This is a genomic window from Vibrio sp. OPT41 (assembly GCF_015163595.1).
Classification (GTDB): Bacteria; Pseudomonadota; Gammaproteobacteria; order Enterobacterales; family Vibrionaceae; genus Vibrio; species Vibrio alginolyticus.
The window spans coordinates 416,128-439,377 of record NZ_JADDYH010000014.1 but is presented as its reverse complement, the minus strand read 5'-3'; the positions used below and the strand labels follow the sequence as shown (position 1 = coordinate 439,377).

At 42.9% G+C, this 23,250-nt stretch carries 21 protein-coding genes; 18 read left to right on the top strand and 3 right to left on the bottom strand.

Going from position 1 to position 23,250, the window contains the following annotated elements; genetic code table 11:
• Positions 1-18 precede the first annotated feature (18 nt).
• The 7 genes from IQP38_RS05600 (at position 19) to IQP38_RS05570 (ending at position 7,899) form a co-directional block, all read left to right on the top strand.
• Entirely contained in the window at positions 19-1,344 is a 1,326-nt protein-coding gene (locus tag IQP38_RS05600; protein WP_193837403.1) for an anaerobic sulfatase maturase, read from the top strand.
• Between the two features lie 53 nt (positions 1,345-1,397).
• Entirely contained in the window at positions 1,398-2,495 is a 1,098-nt protein-coding gene (locus IQP38_RS05595; RefSeq protein ID WP_132936628.1) for a hypothetical protein, read from the top strand.
• Positions 2,496-2,657: 162 nt separating this feature from the next.
• Positions 2,658-3,659, top strand: a complete 1,002-nt coding sequence (locus IQP38_RS05590; RefSeq protein ID WP_193837402.1) for an HAD family hydrolase — start codon at positions 2,658-2,660, stop codon at positions 3,657-3,659.
• 184 nt (positions 3,660-3,843) lie between these two features.
• A complete protein-coding gene (locus IQP38_RS05585) occupies positions 3,844-4,617 on the top strand; it encodes a DeoR/GlpR family DNA-binding transcription regulator (RefSeq protein ID WP_193837401.1) in 774 nt (257 codons plus the stop codon).
• Between the two features lie 11 nt (positions 4,618-4,628).
• Positions 4,629-5,669 carry an oxidoreductase gene (locus tag IQP38_RS05580; protein ID WP_137281952.1) on the top strand — a complete coding sequence of 347 codons (1,041 nt, stop codon included), beginning with the start codon at positions 4,629-4,631 and terminating at the stop codon, positions 5,667-5,669.
• Positions 5,666-6,136 carry a heme-degrading domain-containing protein gene (locus IQP38_RS05575; RefSeq protein WP_053306491.1) on the top strand — a complete coding sequence of 157 codons (471 nt, stop codon included), beginning with the start codon at positions 5,666-5,668 and terminating at the stop codon, positions 6,134-6,136. Before IQP38_RS05580 ends, IQP38_RS05575 begins: the two co-directional genes overlap by 4 nt.
• A gap of 185 nt (positions 6,137-6,321) precedes the next feature.
• Positions 6,322-7,899, top strand: coding sequence for a sensor domain-containing diguanylate cyclase (locus IQP38_RS05570; protein WP_137281953.1), 1,578 nt, complete (start codon positions 6,322-6,324; stop codon positions 7,897-7,899).
• Between the two features lie 51 nt (positions 7,900-7,950).
• Here IQP38_RS05570 and IQP38_RS05565 read toward each other — a convergent pair whose 3' ends face one another.
• The gene (locus tag IQP38_RS05565) at positions 7,951-8,508 is read right to left on the bottom strand and encodes a DUF3750 domain-containing protein (RefSeq protein ID WP_064353879.1); all 558 of its coding nucleotides are present in this window, start codon (positions 8,506-8,508) and stop codon (positions 7,951-7,953) included.
• A gap of 480 nt (positions 8,509-8,988) precedes the next feature.
• On the opposite strand from IQP38_RS05565, the gene IQP38_RS05560 reads away from it, so the two are divergent.
• From IQP38_RS05560 to IQP38_RS05540, 5 genes are all read left to right on the top strand, one after another.
• A complete protein-coding gene (locus IQP38_RS05560) occupies positions 8,989-9,351 on the top strand; it encodes a hypothetical protein (protein WP_025766707.1) in 363 nt (120 codons plus the stop codon).
• A 35-nt stretch (positions 9,352-9,386) separates the two neighbouring features.
• Positions 9,387-9,851, top strand: coding sequence for a GNAT family N-acetyltransferase (locus IQP38_RS05555; protein ID WP_137281954.1), 465 nt, complete (start codon positions 9,387-9,389; stop codon positions 9,849-9,851).
• A gap of 237 nt (positions 9,852-10,088) precedes the next feature.
• Positions 10,089-11,507, top strand: a complete 1,419-nt coding sequence (locus IQP38_RS05550) for an SLC13 family permease (protein WP_017634015.1) — start codon at positions 10,089-10,091, stop codon at positions 11,505-11,507.
• A gap of 3 nt (positions 11,508-11,510) precedes the next feature.
• Positions 11,511-12,848: an ATP-binding protein gene (locus tag IQP38_RS05545; RefSeq protein ID WP_005389108.1), complete on the top strand. Its 1,338-nt coding sequence runs from the start codon at positions 11,511-11,513 to the stop codon at positions 12,846-12,848.
• Positions 12,835-13,308 (top strand): response regulator, encoded by a 474-nt coding sequence (locus IQP38_RS05540; RefSeq protein WP_005377744.1) that lies wholly within the window; start codon positions 12,835-12,837, stop codon positions 13,306-13,308. Before IQP38_RS05545 ends, IQP38_RS05540 begins: the two co-directional genes overlap by 14 nt.
• Before the next feature lie 107 nt (positions 13,309-13,415).
• Here the strand turns inward: IQP38_RS05540 and IQP38_RS05535 are convergent, their stop codons facing one another.
• The gene (locus IQP38_RS05535) at positions 13,416-15,119 is read right to left on the bottom strand and encodes a putative bifunctional diguanylate cyclase/phosphodiesterase (RefSeq protein WP_005377743.1); all 1,704 of its coding nucleotides are present in this window, start codon (positions 15,117-15,119) and stop codon (positions 13,416-13,418) included.
• Positions 15,120-15,606: 487 nt separating this feature from the next.
• On the opposite strand from IQP38_RS05535, the gene IQP38_RS05530 reads away from it, so the two are divergent.
• The 4 genes from IQP38_RS05530 to IQP38_RS05515 all read left to right on the top strand — a co-directional run bounded on the left by IQP38_RS05530 (position 15,607) and on the right by IQP38_RS05515 (position 20,311).
• A complete protein-coding gene (locus IQP38_RS05530; RefSeq protein ID WP_193837400.1) occupies positions 15,607-16,824 on the top strand; it encodes an HD-GYP domain-containing protein in 1,218 nt (405 codons plus the stop codon).
• Positions 16,825-17,026: 202 nt separating this feature from the next.
• Entirely contained in the window at positions 17,027-17,650 is a 624-nt protein-coding gene (locus IQP38_RS05525) for a LysE family translocator (protein ID WP_193837399.1), read from the top strand.
• A 212-nt stretch (positions 17,651-17,862) separates the two neighbouring features.
• Positions 17,863-19,407, top strand: a complete 1,545-nt coding sequence (locus tag IQP38_RS05520) for a YjjI family glycine radical enzyme (protein ID WP_193837398.1) — start codon at positions 17,863-17,865, stop codon at positions 19,405-19,407.
• Positions 19,408-19,429: 22 nt separating this feature from the next.
• A complete protein-coding gene (locus IQP38_RS05515) occupies positions 19,430-20,311 on the top strand; it encodes a YjjW family glycine radical enzyme activase (protein ID WP_193837397.1) in 882 nt (293 codons plus the stop codon).
• Positions 20,312-20,330: 19 nt separating this feature from the next.
• Here the strand turns inward: IQP38_RS05515 and IQP38_RS05510 are convergent, their stop codons facing one another.
• Positions 20,331-21,269, bottom strand: a complete 939-nt coding sequence (locus tag IQP38_RS05510; protein ID WP_005377737.1) for a LysR family transcriptional regulator — start codon at positions 21,267-21,269, stop codon at positions 20,331-20,333.
• A 411-nt stretch (positions 21,270-21,680) separates the two neighbouring features.
• Between IQP38_RS05510 and IQP38_RS05505 the strand changes: the two genes are divergently transcribed.
• Positions 21,681-22,451: a TerC family protein gene (locus IQP38_RS05505; RefSeq protein WP_005377734.1), complete on the top strand. Its 771-nt coding sequence runs from the start codon at positions 21,681-21,683 to the stop codon at positions 22,449-22,451.
• Between the two features lie 160 nt (positions 22,452-22,611).
• Complete coding sequence (locus IQP38_RS05500; RefSeq protein ID WP_062730627.1) at positions 22,612-23,214, top strand: 2OG-Fe(II) oxygenase; 603 nt, start codon at positions 22,612-22,614, stop codon at positions 23,212-23,214.
• Positions 23,215-23,250 lie beyond the last annotated feature (36 nt).

The window sequence follows — 23,250 nt, the reverse complement described above, 5'->3', positions numbered from 1 at the left end:
CAACTAAGAAGGTGATGAATGCACATAACTCAAGGTCCGCAGTTCAATGGAAAAGCATCCAAGCGATTACATGTCATGGCGAAACCTATCGGTGCAGTGTGCAATATCGATTGCACCTATTGTTATTACCTAAGCAAACAAGATTTACTTGAGTACAAGCCAGGCTGCTCACCAGTCATGGATGAGGAGACGCTAGAGACCTATATCCGTCAATATATAGCGGGACAGAATACACCTGAAATCATTTTCTCTTGGCAGGGTGGTGAGCCGACAATGCTAGGTTTGGATTATTTCAAGACAATTGTTGATCTACAGAATAAATACCGTCCCGATGGCATTACGATCTCCAATGATCTCCAGACTAATGGCACACTGCTTAACGATGAATGGTGTGAGTTTTTAAAGGCGAACAACTTTCTCGTCGGTTTAAGCATTGATGGCCCAGAAATGATGCACAACGCTTACCGAACAAACCGAGCTGGTAGAGGCACATTCCGGCAAGTTATGAATGCGGTTGAATTATTACATAAGCACGAAGTAAAGTTTGCTACGCTCACTTGTGTTAACAACTTGACCAGCCGTAACCCACTTGAAGTGTACCGATTCTTGCGAGATGAAGTACGCTCCCCTCAAATGCAGTTTATTCCAATAGTTGAGCAGAAAACATTCAGAACAACCGCCCCTCAAACTTGGGAGCCAAACGAGCAACTAAAGCAAGGAGATAAACGGTTGATCCCAGGTCATAAAGATGCCGTTATTGAGCCTTTTTGCGTTGCGGATGAAGCATGGGGAAATTTTCTGATCGCGATTTTCAATGAATGGGTTTTACACGATATCGGCAACGTGTTTGTGCAGTACTTTGAAGCCAGTATCGAAACCTGGATGGGCAGAAAAAACCCACTGTGTACGTTAGGTGAAATCTGCGGGAAGGGCTTAGCAATGGAGCCTAATGGTGATGTGTTTGCGTGTGATCATTACGTGTACCCAGAATATAAGGTTGGAAACATTCATCACGAAAAGCTCGATACGCTCGCTTATAGCTCTGAGCAGCAGAAATTTGGGTTTGCTAAAAGTCGTACGCTGCCCCAACAGTGCCTTCAATGTGATTATCAATTTGCATGTTTTGGAGAATGTCCCAAAAACCGTTTTATCCGTACTAGGCAAGGTGAGCCTGGTCTTAATTATCTCTGCGCGGGTTGGAAGAAGTTTTTTACCCATGTTGATCAGTCGATGGCGTACATCTTACGAGCGACAGGTAACCCAGTGGTTCACGGTAAATACAGTGACCAGATTCTACGCCAGCAAGCTACTCAAACACAGTCTGTGTTTGAAGCGAAGTTTTAAGGTAGTCACTACGCCTGCTACAGGCCCGGAAATGAAAGAATATAGGTTATTGAATGCAAAAAATTAAGCTGCTCTCTAAATCATTACTCGTGATCTCGATCGGCATTGCTGCGAGTCAAACAGCAGTGGCACAAGAAACAACATTGCTAGACCCAGACCAGGTATCGCCGACAACGGTTGTCACTCCACAAGAAGCTCAAATGACACCGGCGCAACGAGTCGAAAAGCTGTCTTATGATGCGCAAAATAAAAAGTTGTCTTCAGAAAAACGTATTGATGCTTTACGTGAGTTAGCCAACTATCCAAGCCAAAATGCATTGGTTGCAGTTGCGCGTGGGTTGCAGGATGAAGATGCAGGTATTCGCGAAGCTGCGATCGTGGGAGCACAGCCATATATGATTGAGCACCGTTGGCGTTTGATTTCACCATTATTGAGTGATGACGCCGCCATGGTGCGAATTACAGCAGCGATTAACCTCGTTCGAGATTACGCCAATTTGAGTTCGGAGCAACAGCAGTCACTTGAGGGGCCTGTTTCAGAGCTGACAGCACACTTGTCCAGTAAGAACGATAATGTTTCCAAGTTATTACTTGCAGACGTTTACCGTTGGCATCGTGATTGGGATAAAGCGGCGCTGATATACCCAGAGTTAACTAAGCTTGAGCCAAACAACCCTCAAGTTTGGTTAAGCTATGCAGACAACTTCCGAGCGCAACAGCTAGACCAAAAAGCTATCAACGTGCTTGACGAGGGTATCAAGCTAAATTCAGAAGATGCCTCGCTGCATTATTCTAAATCTCTCGCTTTGGTTAGATTAGACAAAAAGAAAGAAGCGGCGTTTGAAATAGACAAAGCTGCGACGATGGCAAAGACGAACAGTTACTTTTGGTATTTAAGTGGTGTTCTGCAAGAAGAGTTAGACTTGAAGAAGTCTGTCAACGCTTTTGAGCAAGCGTATTTGATATCCGGTGCTCCAGAACAATTGTATGCCGTGTGTGACATCTATGTTAGATACGGCAACCCTAAAACGGATGACTGTTTAACAGAGCTAACGAAGGTCGCTCCCGACTATGTTATTGAAGAGCTCAATCAGAAAAAGGGACGTAAAAGTGCCTCTACATCAGTTGAAGCCAATGAATTTAAACTCTAATCGGTAAATTCCATGTTCCTATTTCAATAAAATAGTGAACCAATTTTGTGACGGTGTCACTCTTTGGTGACCGTTGGATATGTCAGTTCAATATGCGCCTGTTTCAATTGAACTATACTTTTGATTGGATTCGCACCTAGCACCTCAATATAAGGAATTAAGATGGCTATAAAGTTAAAGACGATTGTCTTAGCAACAGGTTTTGCTCTGTCTAGTTACGCTGTTGCTGCTGATATGCAAGATCCACTTCCGTCATGGAACAACACTGACGCTAAGCAAGCTATTATGGCGTTTGTTACGAAAACAACGACCCAAGGTTCGGATTCCTATGTTCCTGAAAGCCAACGAATCGCGACGTTTGATAATGATGGAACACTTTGGGCAGAAAAGCCTGTTTATCTACAGTTGTTTTTTGCGATCGATAGAGTAAAAGAAATGGCCTCTGAGCATCCTGATTGGAAGACAACCGAACCCTTTGCTTCCGCATTAAAAGGTGACATGGAGGGGATTGGTAAACAAGGACTCGAAGGTGTAATGAAGCTTGTTATGGCAACCCATTCTGGAATGTCTACTGAACAGTTTCATCAAGAAGTTAAGGAATGGTTGAAAACGGCTGTCCATCCAACAACGGGTAGACCATACACTGAAATGGTCTATCAACCTATGCTCGAACTGCTCGACTATTTAAGAGCGAACGACTATCAGACCTACATCGTTTCTGGAGGCGGAATTGAATTTATGCGCGTTTGGGCGCCGGAAGTATACGGCATTCCAACGCAAAACATCGTGGGAACGACGTTAAAGGCGGAATATCAAAGTGTTGATGGAAAACCTACCATCCAACGTATGCCGGAAATAGACTTTGTCAATGACAAAGCAGTAAAGCCTGTGACGATCCAAAACTTCATTGGCAAACGTCCGGTAATGGCGTTTGGTAATTCTGATGGTGATTTACAGATGTTAGAGTGGACGAAAGCAGGTTCAGGTCCAAGATTTTCTGCGATTATCCATCACACGGATGACAAGCGCGAATGGGCGTATGATAAAGATTCTCATGTTGGTAAGTTAGATAAATCGTTTAAAGTAGGTGAAGAGCAAGGTTGGCTATTTGTCGATATGAAACAAGATTGGAATCAAGTGTTTAAAGAGGCCATGAAACAATAGCTCACTAATCATGATGAACCCTACGTAGAAATTTTTGTGATGGGGGATGATGATCATCAGTACGCTTACCATTTCTCTAACAATTTATGTTCAGTGTCTGTTCCAACCATTTTTGTTGACCTACGTTGGTTATTTGATTGATATGTGGCATCATGACTTAAAACCACTTAAGTGAATTTAAGTCATGACACAAGAAGAAAGACTCGTAGCACTCAGAGCGAAGCTGGAGCAGCAAAACAAAGTAACGTTGTCTGAAGTTTGTGAGTACTTTGGTATCTCGCGAGATTCAGCTCGTCGAGACTTAGTTAAGTTGAGTCAGCAACCTGGGTTACAAAGAATACGAGGTGGTGTCATGCTTGCGCCGATCTCTTCCCATACCGAGGCATACGCGAGTCGACCCGTGAGTGACGTTAAACATCGACTGGCTCAAGCTGCCGCAGCGTTGTTGGATGAGCGCGACCATCTTGTTATTGATACCAGCACCATTTTGTCTCTGCTCCCACTCTATGCAGGAAAAGCGCATTGTGGAGAAAACAAGCTCAACGTCGTCACTAACAGCATTGATGTGCTGACTGCTGCTGAAACAAACGACATAATGGACGTTCATTTCTTAGGCGGACACTTTGACCCTTATGCCAGAGCAGTTTTAGGGGCGCAAGCAGAGCAGCAAATGCAGCATTATCACGTGAACAAAGCGTTCATTGGCGTGTGTGCATTGTCATCCCGAGGGCTGACAACAAATAGTTTGTTAGAAGCAACAATGAAACAAGCGATGATTGCTCAAGCTCAGCAGGTCATCGTCGTTTGTGAATCCCGAAAAATTGGTAGCGACAATTTCCACCACGTATGTGATTTGTCAAAGATCGACATCATTATTACCGATCATCCCCCTCAATCAGATTTTCAACAACTCCTCGATCACAATGATATTGAATGTATTGTTGTGTCACCGAAATAAGGAATCTTAGAATGGCTTACGATCCCGTAAAAACCGCTGTGATTGGTTACGGATATTCAGCAAAAACGTTTCATTTACCCTTCATTAAATCGCTACCAAATTTAACGCTGAGCGCGATAAGCTCTCGTCAACAGGAGGCGGTTCAAAATGATTGGCCAGATGCTAAGTGGTTTTCTGATGCGAATACTTTACTCGATGATAGTGATGCAGAGCTCGTAATCATTACTGCGCCAAATGACGTACATTACGAACTTGCAAAGCGTGCGTTGAACAATGGGAAACACGTCATCGTCGAGAAACCGTTTGTTACTCGGATAGAAGATGGTAATGAACTTATCGCATTAGCCGAAGAGAAAGGTCTGGTGCTGAGCGTTTTTCACAATAGACGTTGGGATGGAGACTTTCTCACGGTTAAATCTCTTATCGAACAAGGTAAGTTAGGTGATATAAAGCTGTTTGAGTCGCACTTTGATCGCTACCGTCCTGAAGTTCGTCAACGCTGGCGAGAGCAGGCTCAAGATGGCGGTGGTATTTTATTCGACCTTGCTCCTCATCTTCTCGATCAAGCATTGGTGTTGTTTGGCTTGCCAGATGCGATAGACGCACAATGTCGAATGATGCGCCCGGGTGCGACGACGATTGATTATTACAACTTGATACTTCATTACCCTGAGCATATTGTGCACTTGCATTCAAACTTGTATAGCCCAGAGCCGAATCTCCGCTACAAAGTATTGGGTACGGAAGCTAAATATGAAAAGTTTGGATTAGATCCTCAAGAGGGCTACTTAAAAGAAGGCCGTTTGCCGGAAAACGATGCTTGGTCGGAAGAAGATGAGGCGTTATACGGCGTCCGTTACGACGAAGACGGTGCGCAAACTATCAAAACGGAGAGAGGCGCGTACCAAGCTTACTTTGTTGGTGTGGCAGACTCCATTCGCTTGGGCACTGATAACCCGGTTCCTGCCGCTCAAGCAGTACAGAATATCGCTCTGATTGAGATGGCATTGGAAAGCAGTAAAACGGGTAAAACGATTCAGGTGAAACCATGAGTTTGACGCTTGAACTCGTGGCCCTGCAAGAGCATGAACTTCAGTTGGCGGAATTTAATCACCATATTGCGTGGTCTATCGGCCTCGCTCTAAAAGAAGAGGCTGAAGCTCGCGGCGCGGCTGTTGCTATTGAGGTTTACGGCTTTGGACAAACGCTATTTCAATACGCGATGGCAGGAACCTGCGCTGATCATGTAGATTGGGTCCGTAGGAAGCGAAACTCAGTATTAAGGTATGGCCACAGCTCTTACTATCTTTCTCTGTACAACAAGCAAAAGCAACGTGATTTCGAAAATCAGCCTCATCTCGATGCTCGTGAGTACTGCGCTCATGGTGGCGCGTTTCCAATTCGGCTTTCTGGGTCTGGTTTGGTTGGGGTTGTGACGGTATCGGGTTTACCGCAGTTAGATGATCATCAGCTAGTTGTGGATATATTAAAAACGATGACAGAGACAAAACCCTCTTAAACGCCAAATATGAAAGTAGCACGGTTTCTTTATCGTGCTACTGAATTCTCTTTTTAGCTCATAAAGTGTTCTTTAATGTGAGCAAATATTAACATTGATCCCAACTTACTACCTGAAAATCAAATCAATTTCATATAACCTATACGCTCATTCATATAGAAAGCCTTCAAAGTTGGCCATTGGCAATGTCTTTTAGAAGAAAAGAAAAACTCAATCTTAGAAATCTTATTGTCACCCTATGTGTGTTCAGTGTGCTTGTCACTTTGATCAACGCATTCTACTCGATTTATCGTGTTCAAAGGGATCTCATCATCAATAACACGTTAGAATCAAACCGTGTTTACGCCCAAAAAATGTCTGAAATGACAGACTCTTTCATAGAAAGCTCAATGTCGCAGCTAAAATACAGTGCGAACGTGCTAAAAGACAAGATGCATGACGCTCAGCTTCTTGATAAAGAGGCTGAGAGATTAAGAACGCAAACCAAATCATTTAACTCTGTGGTTGTCGTTAATGCAAAAGGGGTTATTATTTCTGTATCCCCTGAAACACTTCAGGTGAAAGGTGTAAGGTTAGTGGGTGAAAGAAAACGCCAGTCTTTAAACGCTCAAGCACCGGTTGTTACTGAACCATTTATATCGCCAGCTGGAAATTACTTGTTAACCATCTCATACCCTATATTTTCTCAATCTAATGAATATTTAGGTTATATCGGCGGCACTATTTATCTAGAAAAAGAAAATATTCTTGCAGAGTTACTCAGCCAGCACGCATACAAAGATGGTTCTTTCCTTTACGTTGTCGATGAGAGTAACACTCTGATTTATCACCCAGATCAGTCGAGAGTTGGTGAAGTAATCGACGATAATGAGGTAATCAAAGCGGTGACGATGGGGCAGAGCGGTAACAAAGAAATTGTTAACTCTCGCGGCGTCGAAATGCTTGCTGGTTATGCACCAGTAAAGTCATCAGGATGGGGAATTGTTGCTCAGCGCCCGAAATCGATGACGTTATCTGTGCTAGATGAACAGATGTGGAATGTTTTCCTTAAGTCGATTCCAATTGGTTTATTAACTTTGTTGCTAATTTGGTTCTTGTCCCTTCTTATTTCTAGACCACTTTGGCAGTTAGCGGGTGCTGTGCGAGGTGTCGAAGAACATTCATCCTCTATCGATGATCTCAAACTGGTTAAGTCTTGGTATTTTGAGGTCTCACATTTGAAGCTTAGCTTTCTTAAAGCATTTGGTATCGTGTCAAAAACCATTGATAAGCTGCAACTGGATACATTAACAGATTCGATGACTGGATTATTGAATCGACGTGGATTAGATAAAGTTCTTGGTTTGTTTAAGCAGGAAAATACCGCGTTCTCTGTTTTGGCGCTAGATATTGACCACTTTAAGAGCGTAAACGATAACTATGGCCATGACGTGGGTGACAATTTACTTAGAGAGTTTGCGCAGTTAATGAAAGACCAAGCTCGCTCTAATGATCACCTGTGTCGTTCTGGCGGTGAAGAGTTTATGATGTTTTTGGAAAAAACAGACGTAAACCACGCTATGGATGTTGCAGAGCGTATTAGACACAACGTGGAACAACATGACTTCCAGGTGGTTGGTAAGGTCACGGTTTCGTTGGGCGTTTCTCACTGGAAAGGCAATGACACACCAATTGAAGCAGTAATGAAAGACGCCGATAATGCACTTTATAAAGCGAAACATAATGGAAGAAATAGAACGGAGTTGGGTGACGACGCACAATAGATATTGCGCTTTATGCTGAACATAAAACGAGCCAGTGACTAACCTTTGCTGTTAATCGCTGGCGTAACCGCTACCAATTGCGCGAAACGGCAAGTTCAGCTCTAATTCTGGAATTTGTTTACCCACCCAAGCCGGAAATGTATTGCTATTTGGCCCTGGAAACAGCGTATATTCTTCAGCCCAAGGGTATTGGTTAATCACACTTTGTATTTTAGGGATAAGCTGGCGGGCCTTTTCACCTTGTATGGAGAGGATCTTTTCTGGTTTTGCACCATACCAATATCGATCTGGCGTCCCAGTTTGGTACTGATATAGAGCGGGTTGTCCGCGATTCACTCTCCAGCCGACTACTTCATACACTGTATATTCGTTCGCATTTTCAGGCTTTATTGCAAACCATGTATGAACGGCAAACCAGCCTCGCCAACCAAACGCGTCTGCGGCGTAAAACTCAATCACAGCATGCTTGACATTGGAAGGATCGGGTGCGATACCCGCAGGTTCTCTGCTTGCGGTACGCCAATCTCCTTGAGTGCATCCACCCAGCATAACCGCGATTGACATGAGCCAAATTTTTACAAGGTGAGTAAAGTTGAGAGGGTCTTTCATTTATTGCTCCTAGACCAACCGATGCTGGTAACGCTATATTGATTTTAGCTATAAAAACGTGGCAAGTCTGATAGTTGAAATCCTCTCCTTATTAAAAGAGAGAGGGAAGTTAGTGCCATAATTCCAGTTCATACGTAATAATAAGGTAAGCCGATTTGTAACATCTGGCATAGACGATGTCGTATTTCTCGAACGATTCGTCTAGTTGCGTATGAAAAAGTAAGAGGTTGTATGTATTTCTTACACGGCCACATGAATTAAAAACATTAAAAAAACAGAGGTTTACAGTGGACTTTGACTGATTGAGTGAGTTTGGGACCCTCACATTGTCTCGCATTTGCTTGTTTTGGGCGGAATTTTCATCGCTCATCTTTTTGCGCGTTTAGAGTCAGCGCTCAGCTATGGCACAATAGGCGCTCACAGAACAAGTGCTGTTTGGTCATGCAAATAGTAGAAAAATAACTAGAAATAGAATAATTAATGTTTAAATCAAAAAGTATACTCGCATTAAGCATGTTCGCATTTGGCTGTTTTGCCAATCAAGATAGCGAACCAACGTCCGTTGTGCTGAACTATGGTGACTCCTCCATCAGTACTGATATTCAAGCCAATCGAAAATTTCATGTTGTCCGAGACAATGAAAGTGAGCACGTAGAATTTTCCGGAGGAATCATAAAGGAGTATTCCGATTATATTGTGAATGTTCATATCATAAGAAAAAGCAAAATACGCAGATCAAGCCGAGAGCTGAATACAACCGTACTGATGAACAGTGATCAGATTGGGAAGCCTTTAGTGATTGGCATTGAAAATGATGAGTTCACTAGTATCACTTTGCGTTAATGCTTAGTATTTATTGAATAAGAATGAGGAAATTGATGCTCTCAATACGCTGCTATCGCACCGAGGATGCCCCAACACTGTGGGCACTCTTTTACCATACTGTGCGAATCATTAATCGTCGTGATTATACGGAATCACAAGTTTCCGCTTGGGCACCATCAGATTTTGACCTCGATGTGTGGCAACGCAAAATGGACGATATTCAACCCTACGTCGCGGAGATAGAAGGGCAGGTCGTTGGCTATTGTGATTTGCAAGGTGACGGCTTGATTGATCATTTCTTTTGCCATCATGAATACCAAGGACAAGGTGTTGGTCGTGATTTGATGTCTTTTCTTTGTTCACAGGCGAATGTACAGGGGATAAAACGACTGTATTCTGAAGTGAGTATTACCGCCCGACCTTTTTACGAGAAAATGGGTTTCACAGTTAAGTCTCGACAACATGTTGAGGTTAGGGGAGAAACCTTAACTAACTTTATGATGGAAAAGTATATTTAACTTAAATAGTGAGCTTGAACACAGATATAAAATGTTTTCCAATGTGAAAACGAGTTCATTGATCTCGCACCAACGTTTTGTTTGAAAACAGTGTACATAATCTTCTCTGGAACGCCATTACCGCATTTCGTCTCTGAAGGCTTAAAAACAGTCTGAAAGTTTTGGTTTTGCGGCGGGTAATAGCGTTCCAAACGCCAAATGTGTCTGGCTAACCATCTCAGGAAGAGAAGTAGTACTATGCGCCCTTATCTCAAATACGTTGTTCCAACATTGATACCATTGCTTGTTTGGTTGATGCCTCTCTCTGCGTTCCCATTTGATGGCATTACTATCGTCCAGCAAAGAGTGATTGCAATCTTCTTGCTTGCCGCACTTTGCTGGGTATTCGAGCCAATTCCAATCTACGCCACTTCGGTTGTGATCATTGTCCTAGAGCTATTGCTTGTATCAAATAAAGGTATTGTGCTCTTTCGTTTGCAAGAAGGGCAGCCACATTTTGGTGAGCTATTACAATACAACGAGATAATGGCGACCTTCGCTAGTCCGATTATCATGCTCTTCCTCGGCGGTTTCTTTTTGGCTATGGCGGCGACAAAGTACAGGTTAGATGTCAACTTAGCCCGAGTGTTACTCAAACCATTTGGACAAAAGCCAAAGTTCGTTATGCTGGGGTTGATGCTGATCACCGCTGTTTTTTCCATGTTTATGTCAAACACCGCAACAACAGCGATGATGTTGTCCATTTTAACCCCTGTGATAGCGGTTTTCGGGCCTAAAGACCCAGGTCGAATTGCATTCGCCTTGTGTATTCCTGTTGCAGCCAACATTGGTGGCATTGGTACTCCAATCGGCACGCCACCGAATGCCATCGCCCTAAAATATTTGGTTGGTGACAACTTAATTACGTTTGGTGAATGGATGGTATTTGGTGTGCCATTTGTTATTGTGATGATGGCGTTAGCCTGGTTTCTGATTGGCTTTTTGTATAAAGCCGAACAAACCACCATCGATCTGAACATTAAAAGCAAGTTTTTGAAAACACCCAAAGCAATAATGGTTTACGTCACCTTTGCCGGCACGATTATTCTTTGGTTGATGGGGTCTGCACATGGAATGAATTCTTACACAGTAGCATTAATTCCGGTCGCAGTGTTCTCATTGACGGGCATCATCAACAAAGAAGACTTGAAGAAAATCTCTTGGGATGTGCTTTGGTTGGTGTCAGGCGGTATTGCTCTGGGCCTTGCTCTAGATAAAACCGGGCTTGCGAAGCTGGTGGTACACAGCATTCCGTTTGATCAGTTCTCGCCATATGTTGTCTTGTTTGGTGCGGCTTTCTTGTGCTTGTTAATGGCAAACTTTATGTCGCATACAGCCACCGCAAACTTGCTGATGCCGATTATGGCTGCGCTGGGTACTTCTATGGCTTCGCTAACGCCTCTCGGCGGTGAAGTTACTCTAATCTTGGTCGTGACATTTGCCGCTTCACTCGGTATGTCGTTACCAATCAGTACGCCACCAAACGCGTTAGCTCATGCAACAGGGCATGTCGAGAGCGGCCAAATGGCTCGTATCGGTGCCGTGCTAGGCGTGATTGGCGTATTACTCAGTTTTGTGATGGTGTGGATTTTACATACTGTTGGGCATATTGGATAACCCATGTACGAAACGAAGTTAGACGCGTTAGTACAACGCTACTTTAATCACCTTGAACGCCGATTAACGGTTTTATCCGGGTCGGTGCTTATTGAGCAAGCAGGCTACAACGATCGCTTGTACTATGTGCTTTCGGGAGAGCTGGCGGGCTATTACGCGGAAGATGACAAGAAACCGATCCAGGTATTTTCTGCGTCTCAAGGTGCGTTTATTGGCGTACACAGTTTCTTTTCTGGTACGTGGACTGCCTCTTCGACAGTGATTGCTCAAACCGATGTTGAATTGGCTTGGATACAGCGCGATACGCCCGCCGTGGAAGAGGCGACATACGGACCATTGACGACACAATTTATGCCTGTGATGGTTAACGAATTATCTCGTCGTCAACGGCGCGCAATGCAAGAGGCATTGGCTAAAGAAAAAGCACTACAAAAGCTTCATACCGCAGAGCAAATGACAACGTTGGGGCAGCTTGCAGCGGGTATTGCTCATGAGTTGAACAATGCGATAGGCGTTGTAAGCAGTAAATCAGAACGGCTAGAGACAGTTATCATGGAACTGCTTGAAGAAGTTCATCCGGAAGCGAGTCAATTTTTTGATTTTGGTTTAATGCAAGGGCAGAAAGTCTCTTCTAGCGAAGCGAGAAAGCGGGGGCGCCACTTCGAAAAATACTACGGTTTAACCAAGGAGGTTGCTCGTGATCTTGCACGTGCCGTTCCAAATAATTTCCTTTCGGAACATTGGCTAAAAAGACCAGAAGAAGCGATACGTTTCTGGCAAATGGGGCGAGATCTCCATGACTTACGCATCGCTTCTAAACATACCGTTGGCATTGTGCGATCCGTAAAACAATTGGGGCGCACGGATATCGACTTGGATGAAGCGATTAACATCAATGATTCAATCAATCGCGCCTTGGCTCTATTGCAAAGTGACTTAAGACGAGTGAGTGTTCGTTTTAGCCCTGCGGATTTACCTGCTTTTATTGGTTCTCAAACCGAACTCGTCCAAGTTTGGGTAAATATCTTAAAGAATGCGTGCGATGCACTTGGTGAAACGGAGAAACCCGGTATCGAAATACATACTCGGGAGAGTAAGGGTAAAATTTTGGTCACGATTGCTAACAACGGACCAGAAATTGATGAAGCGACACGTAGAAAAATTTTCCGGCCAAACTTCACCACTAAAAAGGGGGGCTTGTCGTTTGGTTTAGGGTTAGGTCTGTCGATTGTAAAGCGCATTATCGCCGGATATAACGGCTCTATTGTGGTAAAGAGCGACAGTGAAAAAACGATTTTTAGAATCAAGTTACCAGTAGAGGGTGAACATGGAGAAGCTTAATGTAATTTGCGTTGATGACCAACGAGAGGTACTAAGCGCGGTTCTACAAGATTTAGAGCCGTTAAATCAATGGTTGAATGTCGAAGACTGCGAATCAGCAGGTGAGGCTCTAGAACTGATGGATGAATTTGATGCAGAAGGCGAGATGATCGCATTGATTATTTCCGATCATGTGATGCCAGGTAAAACGGGAGTAGAACTGCTGACCGATGTATCAAAAGACGGTCGTTTTGGCTTTACGAGGAAAGTGCTTCTTACCGGGCAAGCGACGCACACCGATACGATTAATGCGATCAACTCCGCAGGCATTGACCGCTACTTTGAAAAACCATGGCAAGCAAGCCAATTAATAGAGTGTGTTAGAAACTTGGTGACCCAATATATCTTTGATGTGGGCTTAGATTACACTCAGTATCACGAGCATTTAGATCAGAGTGTTGTGTTTGAACGCCTACGTTAATAGGGGGCATTAAGCTTTGTTTTCGTCACGGCCAGTTAGTGTCTGAAATCTATAGTGAATAGTTCAGCATGTTTAACGTGGCCGTGCGGAATATTGCTCTAGTATGCTTAACTCAACGAATAGCGGCTTGCACTGGCAACAGAAAGTGGCTTAGAGAACCAATAACCTTGCAGATAATCGACGCCCATTTCGGTAAAAAATTCACACATTTTGGCGTCTTCAATTCCCTCAATCACTACTTCAATATTATTTTCCTGGCACATAGTGATAAGAAACTTCAGATATTCTTGTGAAGAGCGGTTGGTTAGTGTTTTCCACGCCATCGACCTATCAATTTTGATTTGTGTCATCGGGAGGTCGAAGAAGCTATTTAATGAACTGTAACCAGATCCAAAGTCATCCAGAGAGAGTGCAAATCCTAGTTCCCTGAGGGTATTCAGAGGGGCAATGGCTGTCTGATTATTATCCAAAATAAACGTTTCTGTTAGTTCCAACACAATAGACTCAGGATCGACACCAACCTCATCCGCCATGGCTTTAATTCGCGCAGGGAATTCACTATTCATTAACTGAAGTACAGAAACATTCACGTTTACACGAACTTGGTTTTGGTAACGCTCACGGTAGTTTTTGATAAATTCACACGCTTTGGCAAAGACTTGATATCCGAGCTCGACAATCAAACCTTTGTTCTCTGCGACGGGGATGAATTCGTCTGGATAAATTTCGCCAAACTCTTTGCTACGCCAGCGAACCAGAGATTCGAAGCTCACTACTTTTGAGCTTTTTGCGTCAATAATTGGCTGAAACTTAACGCTTAATGTCTGTTTTTCTAGTGCACTTTTTAGACCTTGTTCAATAAAGAAATAACGGTCTACGGCATGCTGAGTTTTCTCACTGTAAACCGCAACACGGTCTTTATTCTGCTCGCTTGCGTACTGACAAGTTCGTGCTGCTTTACGCAATATTTCCTCTGCTGAGTGACTTGGATCTATGCAAGGATACAAACCAATACTAATGTTACTTCCTAAGTATTGGCCCTCTTCAATCACTGCCTCGTGGTAGGTTTCCTTTAAACTTTCGGCGTAACTTTGCAGCGTTTCTACCGAGCATTCATCGTGAATCAAAATCGCAAAGTCATCATCATGTACGCGATATACAGAACTATTTGGAGAAGGTAGGTGACTGAGAGTTTGTAGCAATTTTTCCACTAACCCATCGACCAACTCGCTGCCATATTGATTTAAGTAAGATTTAATCTCTTCTATCTGAATGTAACAGATAGATGCACAAGAATCAGTGGCTCGCACACTATCTTCAATATCCAGCAAGAGATGGGCGCGATTAGCCATACCTGACGCATTGTCATGAAATGCGACTTGATGAATGTAGCTTTCCATCAGCTTGCGTTCAGAAATATCACGGTGGCTACCAACCATATAATGACCATGTTCTGTTTCTTTGGTCATGGCTACGCCTTCAATCCAGACGTACTGTCCATTGGGTTTACGCACGCGGTAGGTCGTTGTGACCCTCGTGTTGTTGGTAATGATGTGAGCATCGACCCGAGTGGAGAGTCTTTCTCGATCGAGAGGGTGAACAAGGTCTAACCATTGCTCTAAGCTGATTCGACCAGCGTTGATACCAAGCTGCTCATAAAAGCCCTTGTTATAAAATACCATGGTGCCAAACTCATCCATGTAAAAGAGGCCTTCGTTAAATACATCGAAGATATGAATGAATCGTTCTTCGACGATTTTTAGGAACTCTCGGTCACTATCTGAGACTTGTTGGTCAAATATGGTGGTCAAGATATTTCCTCCTCGAGCCTTTTAGCATCAGAGATGAGTGTTGGGGTTGATAACATAGAGTTGATCTGCTGGCGTACATTACAATCACAAAAGTGTCAGTTCAAATTGTTTGGCTATCATTTTATGCGCTACTAGGTTAATAACATACTAAGATTAGGCGGCTAATCATCGACATTTATAAAAAATAGTCAACAGTAAAAATCATTTATAAAATACAGTTATTGATGCCGTCCGCAATCTATAAATATTTATGAATAATTATCCTAAAGTTATTTTCAGTTGTGTCGGTATCAATGTGCTGTTTTCTAACGTCATTTGTATATATGTTATCTTGGATAAAACCATAATAACAAAAAGGACTTAATGAGCGCGACCGATTATTAATTGACAGGATGCTCATTAATTGTAATCAATTCAAATTTATTATCACGCCAAGTAATCAAATCTCTTATAATGCGGACGTTAATATCGAGTAAGCCTTCTTTATATGCAGTACGATCCGAAAAATTCAATCAAAATTGCGCTCGCTGATATCGGCGTTGGTATGTTTGTTACCGCGATAGAGCACAACAAGCGCGTCAATTTAGCCAATGCAGGGCGGATATCTAGCCCTGAAGGCATTAAGAAGCTTGCTACAAGTGGCGTAAAGTATGTTTGGGTAGATCAAACATTATCTTCGCAGCAGTGTGTCTTCAAGCCTGTAGATGAATCAACTGATGCCACTAAAGAGACGAGAGAGCAGAAACACTCAGATTTTAAGAGGGGTCAACGAACTTATCGTTCGAGAGACATCCAACACAAGCGAGCCAAAAAGCTGATCGCCGAAGCAAAAGATTTGGCGCAGAAACTATTGAATCAAACTTTTGAAGGAAAAATCATTGAAGTTGATGAAGTAGAAGCTTGGGCTGACGATGTCATTGAAAGTGTTTTGATTGACTCAGATGCGTTGCAGTGTGTCTCTGCACTCCGAAAAAAAGACTCTTACTTATTGGAACACTCCGTCAATGTCGCTTGTCTTTTAGTGTCATTCGGTAAGTACTTGGGCTTGGATAAGCCAACGCTAAAACAGCTTGCTGTAGGTGGCATTATTCATGATGTAGGTAAAATTAAAGTCGATGATAAGATCTTGCACAAGCCAGCGAAGCTAACGCCTGAAGAATTTGAACATATGAAGCTACATCAAGTGTTCGCAGGTGAGATTATCCTTCACGTAAAAGGACTTAGTGACGTAAGCCGTGATGTTTGTTTGATGCACCACGAGAAGTTAGATGGCAATGGTTATCCTAGAGGCTTGAAGGGGGAGGAGATTCCAATTCACGGCCGTATGAGCTGTATTGTAGATATCTACGATGCGCTAACGGCTGATCGCTGTTACAAAAAAGGCATGAGTTCTGCCGAAGCGTTTAAAATCTTGTTGAGTCTAACGCCATTTCATTTAGACGCCGACTTAGTTTACAAATTCATTAATTGCATTGGGATGTACCCCGTAGGCTCTATTGTCGAGTTGAACGATGGGCGTGTTGGTATTGTTTGGTCTTCAAATGAATCTCAAGCATTAAAGCCAGAAGTGAAATGTTTCTACTCCCGCAAGTATAAACGATACACTGATGTCACGATGGTGGACTTAAAAACGAGTGCGTACAAAATTGAAAGAGCGATAGCGCCTTCATCGTTAGAGATCGATCCTAAGCCTTTTTATGATTAAGAGAAATAGATAAGCTTATACAACAGGCTTTACATCCTTGCATGTAGATCGTATTTTATTTGCATAACTATCTATTAATTTTTTCTAAGTTATTTAGATGCAAGATGGTTATTAAGACCTCGGCTTCATGGATAGAAACCGGGCGATAAAATAGTTCTATACACAATGGGCTATAAACCTCATTTTGCTGGAAGGGATGCCAATGCAAATAGATACATGGATTTTTTACACTCTTGCCATTCTCGTGCTCACAGCTTCACCAGGACCAAGCTCACTGTTGTGTTTAAGTAAAGGAGTGAGTAGTGGGTTTCGTATTGCTTTCATGACTGCGCTTGGCAGTTTATCTGCGATTACGATCGTCCTTACGCTCTCATTTACCGGGCTGGGAGTTGTCATTGCTTCATCTGAGTTAGTTTTTAATATTATCAAATGGTGTGGCGCCGCTTATTTAATCTGGTTAGGTATTCAAGCGTTGCGCTCATCTCAGACAGATTTTAATAAAACGGCAACGACTCAAAGTTCCGCGACAGCGTTCAGCGCGTTCACTAGTGGTTTCATTGTTGGCGCTAGTAACCCCAAAGCGATAGTCTTTTTCACCGCTTTGTTTCCTCAATTCATTGAACCTTCCGCACCGCTACTGGCTCAATACGCGATTTTCGCGTCTACATTTGTGGTTTTTGAGCTTAGCTGGCTAACATTTTATGCATTGTTAGGGGTAAAAGCCTCCGATTGGTTGTTTGTCGCTGGAAGGGCCAAGTTGTTCAATCGTTTGACTGGTGGAGTATTTATTGGTGCAGGCGTGATGTTGTCGACGGCAAACCGATAAATAAGACAGATTTCGGTACGCAGTTAGGTTTTCCCATATAGTAAGTTGGAATGCGCTAATTTAGCTTTGTCTTATTTCCAGAATGGAAATAGACGTTTTGTTTATTTTCATTAGTGGCAACAGTCAAGCAGGAGTAAAATCACGTTACTCTTTAGGGGTAGAGCTCGTATTTTGTCTTGTGGGCTTGTGGTTACTTTGTAGGAATATCTTAGATGACAAGCCTTTCTAAACTACAACAACGTTTTCTAGATATCGCGACCGACGTCCGTCTTTCTCCAAAACAGAAGTCGAGTTTTTTAGCGTTAGAGGCGGAATCGTACATTCCTTATATGACCGTATCTCCATCACTGAGACAAGCAATGGATGAAGGCATCATCTGCGATATGTTTGAAGGTCATGCACCGTTTAAACCTCGCTACGTGTTGCCTGATTACGCTAAATTTCTATCGCAAGGCTCAGACTATCTAGAGTTGTCTCCGGCTGATGATTTCGATGATGCGTTGAACATGCTGACCATCATTTACCATCATGTTCCTTCGGTAACGAACATTCCGGTTTACTTAGGTCAGTTAGATGATGTCTTGTTGCCTTACATAGGCGACCTAACAGAGAGCCAGATTTACAAAAAGTTAAAACATTTTTGGGTCATGCTGGATCGCACATTGCCAGATGCGTTTATGCATGTGAATGTCGGACCGACAGACAACATTATTTGTCGCACTGTTTTAAAAGTAGATGCGGAGCTCAAGCAGATCGCACCGAATCTCACCTTTATGTACGACGAGACAGTTACACCTGATGATTTACTTCGTCAAGCGACACAGAATATTTGTGAATGCAGTAAACCGCATATTGCCAATTACCCAATGCACGCGAAAGCCTACAACGGCTCACGCTTTGGTATTGTAAGTTGCTACAACTCGCTTCCATTAGCAGGTGGCTCGAACACATTGGTGCGAATGAATTTAAAAGAAGTTGCAAAACGAGCATCAGACTGTAACGACTTCTTAAACAGTGCGTTGCCTTCTTACCATCGATTAATGGTCGAGCTCATAAACGCAAGAAGCACGCACTTGCATGAAAAATCGAACTTCTTTCAAGGCTTTTTGACGCAAGAAGGGTTGATAAAAGAGTCCTATTTCGCGCCAATGTATGGCGTGTACGGCATGGCCGAAGCGGTAAACCTTCTATTTGAAAAAGAAGGGCAAATAGGGCGATACGGAAAAAATGATCGAGCAAATACTTTTGCTCATGATGTTTCAGCAACACTGGCTAAACTGGTGGACTCAACCCCGGTGAAATATGGTTTAGATGGCAAAGCGCTCTTACATGCACAAGGCGGCATTAGCTTAGATCATGATGTTACGCCAGGTGTACGTCTGCCTTATGGTGCTGAGCCAGACCCTGTCACTTATGTACAAGCAACGACGAAGCATCATCAGTATTATCGTGCGGGTATCAGCGATATTTTGACGATTGATGAAACGGTGAAATCTAACCCAGAAGCGATGTTCAATTTATGTAAAGGGGCACTAAATGCTGGTTATCGTGAGTTTACCGCGAATGTCACTTCAAATGACTTAATTCGCGTGACAGGCTACATGATCAAACTTTCAGATGTTGCGAAATATGATGAAGAAGGTTCGAGAACCAACACGACGTTTCTAGGTGCAGAAGCAGCAAAAAATACCAAAATTTTAGAACGCTCGCCACGTGTGGTGAGTCATGAAGTAACACCGACTTACACGCAGGCATAAGTTCGGTTTAGGAAAGAACAAGATGTCTAGACGAAGTGGAAGCCTTTTGGCAAAAGTCACTCGTATCCTTCCTTTCTCTTGTGTTGATGGGCCAGGAAATCGTCTAGTCATCTTTCTACAGGGTTGTAACTATCAGTGTTTGAACTGCCACAATCCTCACACGATAAACCATTGTAATCATTGTGGTGAGTGTGTGAGTGAATGTTCAGCAGGCGCATTGAAGTTCGACGAAAACAACAACGTTGTTTGGCTTAAAGAGGAGTGCACCCACTGCGATCATTGTATAGAGATATGTCAGAACCAATCTAATCCAAAAATTACTGACTACTCTGTAGTAACAATGCTCGATTTGATACGCAAGCATCGCTTTTTCATCAGTGGTGTTACAGTATCCGGTGGGGAATCTACCTTACAACTTCCTTTCATTATTGAGCTGTTTAAAGGGATAAAACAAGATCCTGAATTACGGCACCTCTCTTGTTTCATCGACAGTAACGGTTCTTTAGCGGTTGCTGGTTGGCAGCGTATTCTACCTTTTCTGGATGGCGCAATGATCGATTTGAAAGCGTGGCAGACGGAGACGCATCAGTGGCTAACTGGGCGTGATAATCATCGTGTATTTAAAACCCTTCAATACCTAGTTGAACACGAAAAATTGTACGAGGTCCGCTTACTGCATATTCCCCAAAAAAGTGATTTAGATATAGAAATCGTAGCAATTGGACGTTACTTGAGTACTCTTCCTGAATCGGTGCTTATCCGTTTAAATGCCTTTCAGCATCACGGAGTAGTGGGGGAGGCGTTAACTTGGGATACGTGCTCTCATCATGATATCGAACGCTTAAAATCAGAGCTTCGATGCTACGTGAGTAACCCTATCACCGTGCCGACAGTACTCACGTAGTACCGTTGTTTATCTATGCTTACGCATCACAGGCATCTAACATGGCGCAGGCGTCGAGTAATTGTTGCTGTAACCATTTTAAAGCGGGATCGTTTAAGCTCGCTTTGTTCCAAACGAGGCTGTAGGCTACCTGTCCGTAATCGAATGGAAGAGCTTGTTCAACCAAACCTTTTGCTTGCATTGCCGCTCTTGCCCAAAGCTTGGAGCATGTGAACAAGTAATCCGAGTGCTGACACATCACCGCAGCTGAACCAAAGTCGGCTACACGCATGGCCAAGTTTCGCTTTGAATGCCTTTGGGTGAGATTTTGCTCAAAATAAGGTTGTGACAGATCTTTATCATGAATACCGATGTGTCTTGCACAAAGGTAACTTTCAACAGATAGGGGTTGCTCAGCGAGTGGGTTCGATGCTCTCATTAAGCAAACCATTTCGTCTTTCAAAATGGTTTTCCAGACCAAGTCTTTATTTTGTGTGGGTGGTTGGCTGAGATCGTGAGGAAGCAACAAAAAATCCACTTGACCTCTTGCTAATGCATCGAAGCTCATTTCCTCTTTCGCATGGACATTCAAGTGCGCGTGATTGCTCAGTTGTTGGGACAAGTGCTGTAGAACTGGCGCAAAGAGCTCAAACGAACTTTCACGCATTGCTAATGAAAAACTACCTTGATAGTAAGCCGGATTAAAAGAGCCTTGATGTAATAACCCATTCATACTGGAGAGTATGCCATGGATTGATGGGCCTATATGCAGCGCAAATGCTGTCGGCACTAAGCGAGTGCCATCACGATAAAAAAGGTCATCCTTTAGCGTTTCGCGCAACTGTCCGAGCGTTTTACTGACGCTCGATGGTGTTACACACAAGCGTTCTGCCGCAAGTGTGACGCTGTGAGTGGTTAACAACATATGTAAAACAGTTAGATGTTTAAGGCTTATACGCGAAAGAGCAATGTAGTCCATAAATAGCATGGTTTCTTATGATTTTTGGCAGTATATCAGCATGAAACAAATTTTTACTATTGTTTATCTCGGAAACACGCCTGTTTCTCTTTGAGCTCAATGCATTTAATGGGTTGCATAAGGGTTGATGGTGCTTATAAGTCTAGAAATTTATCTTAGTTTTGTTGGACTTTAATGCTTTCATTTATTCAATTCTAAAGCTTCTATGTAATTTTAATCAATTTGGAGGAGTTGATTGATTTGTACACGAATTAAACTTGTTCCTTGTTAATTAAAATAGATATTGTTTTGTTGATTGTTTGGTGATTTACTCATGATCCCTCAGTAACAAAGGTATAAATAATTAATGGACGACCCCTTTAGTCGACAAAATCCTTCACCATATGTCTTCTTATTATTGGAGACATACTCATGCTAGAACTTTTTATGCAACCAGAAGCTTGGGCTATTTTCGCCACTTTGTTTGCGCTTGAAGTTGTCTTAGGCGTTGATAACGTCGTTTTTATCTCTGTCTTATGTGAAAGACTGCCGCTGCACCAACGTAAGCTGGCAAGAAACCTTGGTATTGGTCTTGCTGTTATTGCTCGTATTGGTTTAGTGTTTTCAATCTCTTGGATCATGCAATTGACTCAACCGCTATTTTCTTTGGCGAACCAAGCGTTTACCGGAAGAGACGTTATCATGATTGCGGGTGGTGCATTCCTCTTGGCTAAAAGCCTGAAAGAGTTGTGGAGTTGGTTAAATCACAACGAGTCGGCTCACTCAACTCACGCCCGTACTGGTTTAGCGGTAGTTCTGTTGCAGATTGTTGCCGTGGATGCTGTATTCTCGATGGACTCGGTGATAACCGCCGTTGGTTTGACAAGTGATGTCCCACTTATGGTCGCAGCGATTGTTTCTTCTGCTATCGTGATGGTCATGACAGCCGAAAAAATCAATAACCTGGTGTCGTGTTACCCTGGTTTTAAGACACTTGCTTTGTTATTCCTCGTTTTGTTAGGTGGTTTATTGATGGCAGAAGGCTTCGAAATTCATATCAACAAAGGTTATGTGTATTTTGCGATGGCATTCGGCTTAATTCTGGAACTTTGTCATATCCAGTTAAAAAACAAACAACGCCCGACTATTAAACGTCTTAGTCCGTTGCGAGTTCATCCAACCAGATTAGAAGCTCGTCAATAATAAAAGATATTGCCGCTCATATGAGCGGCATTTTTATATTCGTCATCACCTATTTTTACTCTCTTTTTATTTTGTTGTCGTTTCGACAAAAAATCGCATTTGTTGTGGGGTTGAAGATTTTTTATATAGACCGCCCAACTAATATGAGTGAACGACAATAATGGATAAAATGATCGATGCGTTAGCAACCCATGGCTACTACATCTGGGATGATTTTCTTTCTGAACAAGAAGTGACTCAATTACGAGACTGCATTCCAAGTAACTGGAAAAAAGCGCGTATTGGTCGTAATGACGATGTGACACGTATTGAGTCAATTCGAAGTGACAAAATTCAATGGTTATCGCCCAATATGGGGCACGCGGTTACTTCTTACTTAGATAAGATGGAAGAAATACGCCAAGAAGTGAACCGTCACTTGTTTCTGGGGCTTTTTGAGTATGAAGCTCACTTTGCCAAGTACGAGGAAGGGGATTTCTACCAAAAGCATCTAGATTGTTTTAAGGGCAATGAAAACCGTCGATTGACAACCGTTTTTTACATGAACGAATCTTGGACGGAAAAGGATGCAGGTGAATTGGTGGTTTACGATCTAAATGATAATAAGATAGCAACCATCCCTCCTCAATCGGGACGCTTACTTTTATTCTTATCTGAGCAATTCCCGCATGAGGTTTTACCGACCAATGCTGAGCGTTTCAGTATTGCAGGTTGGTTCAGAATCAATGGTGTGCGAGACAATGTACTTGATATTGCAAAATGATTGGTTTGCAACCTGCACAAAATCAGCAAAGGGCGT

Coding starts and splice junctions, on each gene's coding strand:
- IQP38_RS05600 (WP_193837403.1), top strand. CDS start 19: ATGCACATAACTCAAGGTCCGCAGTTCAATGGAAAAGCATCCAAGCGA.
- IQP38_RS05595 (WP_132936628.1), top strand. CDS start 1,398: ATGCAAAAAATTAAGCTGCTCTCTAAATCATTACTCGTGATCTCGATC.
- IQP38_RS05590 (WP_193837402.1), top strand. CDS start 2,658: ATGGCTATAAAGTTAAAGACGATTGTCTTAGCAACAGGTTTTGCTCTG.
- IQP38_RS05585 (WP_193837401.1), top strand. CDS start 3,844: ATGACACAAGAAGAAAGACTCGTAGCACTCAGAGCGAAGCTGGAGCAG.
- IQP38_RS05580 (WP_137281952.1), top strand. CDS start 4,629: ATGGCTTACGATCCCGTAAAAACCGCTGTGATTGGTTACGGATATTCA.
- IQP38_RS05575 (WP_053306491.1), top strand. CDS start 5,666: ATGAGTTTGACGCTTGAACTCGTGGCCCTGCAAGAGCATGAACTTCAG.
- IQP38_RS05570 (WP_137281953.1), top strand. CDS start 6,322: ATGTCTTTTAGAAGAAAAGAAAAACTCAATCTTAGAAATCTTATTGTC.
- IQP38_RS05565 (WP_064353879.1), bottom strand. CDS start 8,508: ATGAAAGACCCTCTCAACTTTACTCACCTTGTAAAAATTTGGCTCATG.
- IQP38_RS05560 (WP_025766707.1), top strand. CDS start 8,989: ATGTTTAAATCAAAAAGTATACTCGCATTAAGCATGTTCGCATTTGGC.
- IQP38_RS05555 (WP_137281954.1), top strand. CDS start 9,387: ATGCTCTCAATACGCTGCTATCGCACCGAGGATGCCCCAACACTGTGG.
- IQP38_RS05550 (WP_017634015.1), top strand. CDS start 10,089: ATGCGCCCTTATCTCAAATACGTTGTTCCAACATTGATACCATTGCTT.
- IQP38_RS05545 (WP_005389108.1), top strand. CDS start 11,511: ATGTACGAAACGAAGTTAGACGCGTTAGTACAACGCTACTTTAATCAC.
- IQP38_RS05540 (WP_005377744.1), top strand. CDS start 12,835: ATGGAGAAGCTTAATGTAATTTGCGTTGATGACCAACGAGAGGTACTA.
- IQP38_RS05530 (WP_193837400.1), top strand. CDS start 15,607: ATGCAGTACGATCCGAAAAATTCAATCAAAATTGCGCTCGCTGATATC.
- IQP38_RS05525 (WP_193837399.1), top strand. CDS start 17,027: ATGCAAATAGATACATGGATTTTTTACACTCTTGCCATTCTCGTGCTC.
- IQP38_RS05520 (WP_193837398.1), top strand. CDS start 17,863: ATGACAAGCCTTTCTAAACTACAACAACGTTTTCTAGATATCGCGACC.
- IQP38_RS05515 (WP_193837397.1), top strand. CDS start 19,430: ATGTCTAGACGAAGTGGAAGCCTTTTGGCAAAAGTCACTCGTATCCTT.
- IQP38_RS05510 (WP_005377737.1), bottom strand. CDS start 21,269: ATGGACTACATTGCTCTTTCGCGTATAAGCCTTAAACATCTAACTGTT.
- IQP38_RS05505 (WP_005377734.1), top strand. CDS start 21,681: ATGCTAGAACTTTTTATGCAACCAGAAGCTTGGGCTATTTTCGCCACT.
- IQP38_RS05500 (WP_062730627.1), top strand. CDS start 22,612: ATGGATAAAATGATCGATGCGTTAGCAACCCATGGCTACTACATCTGG.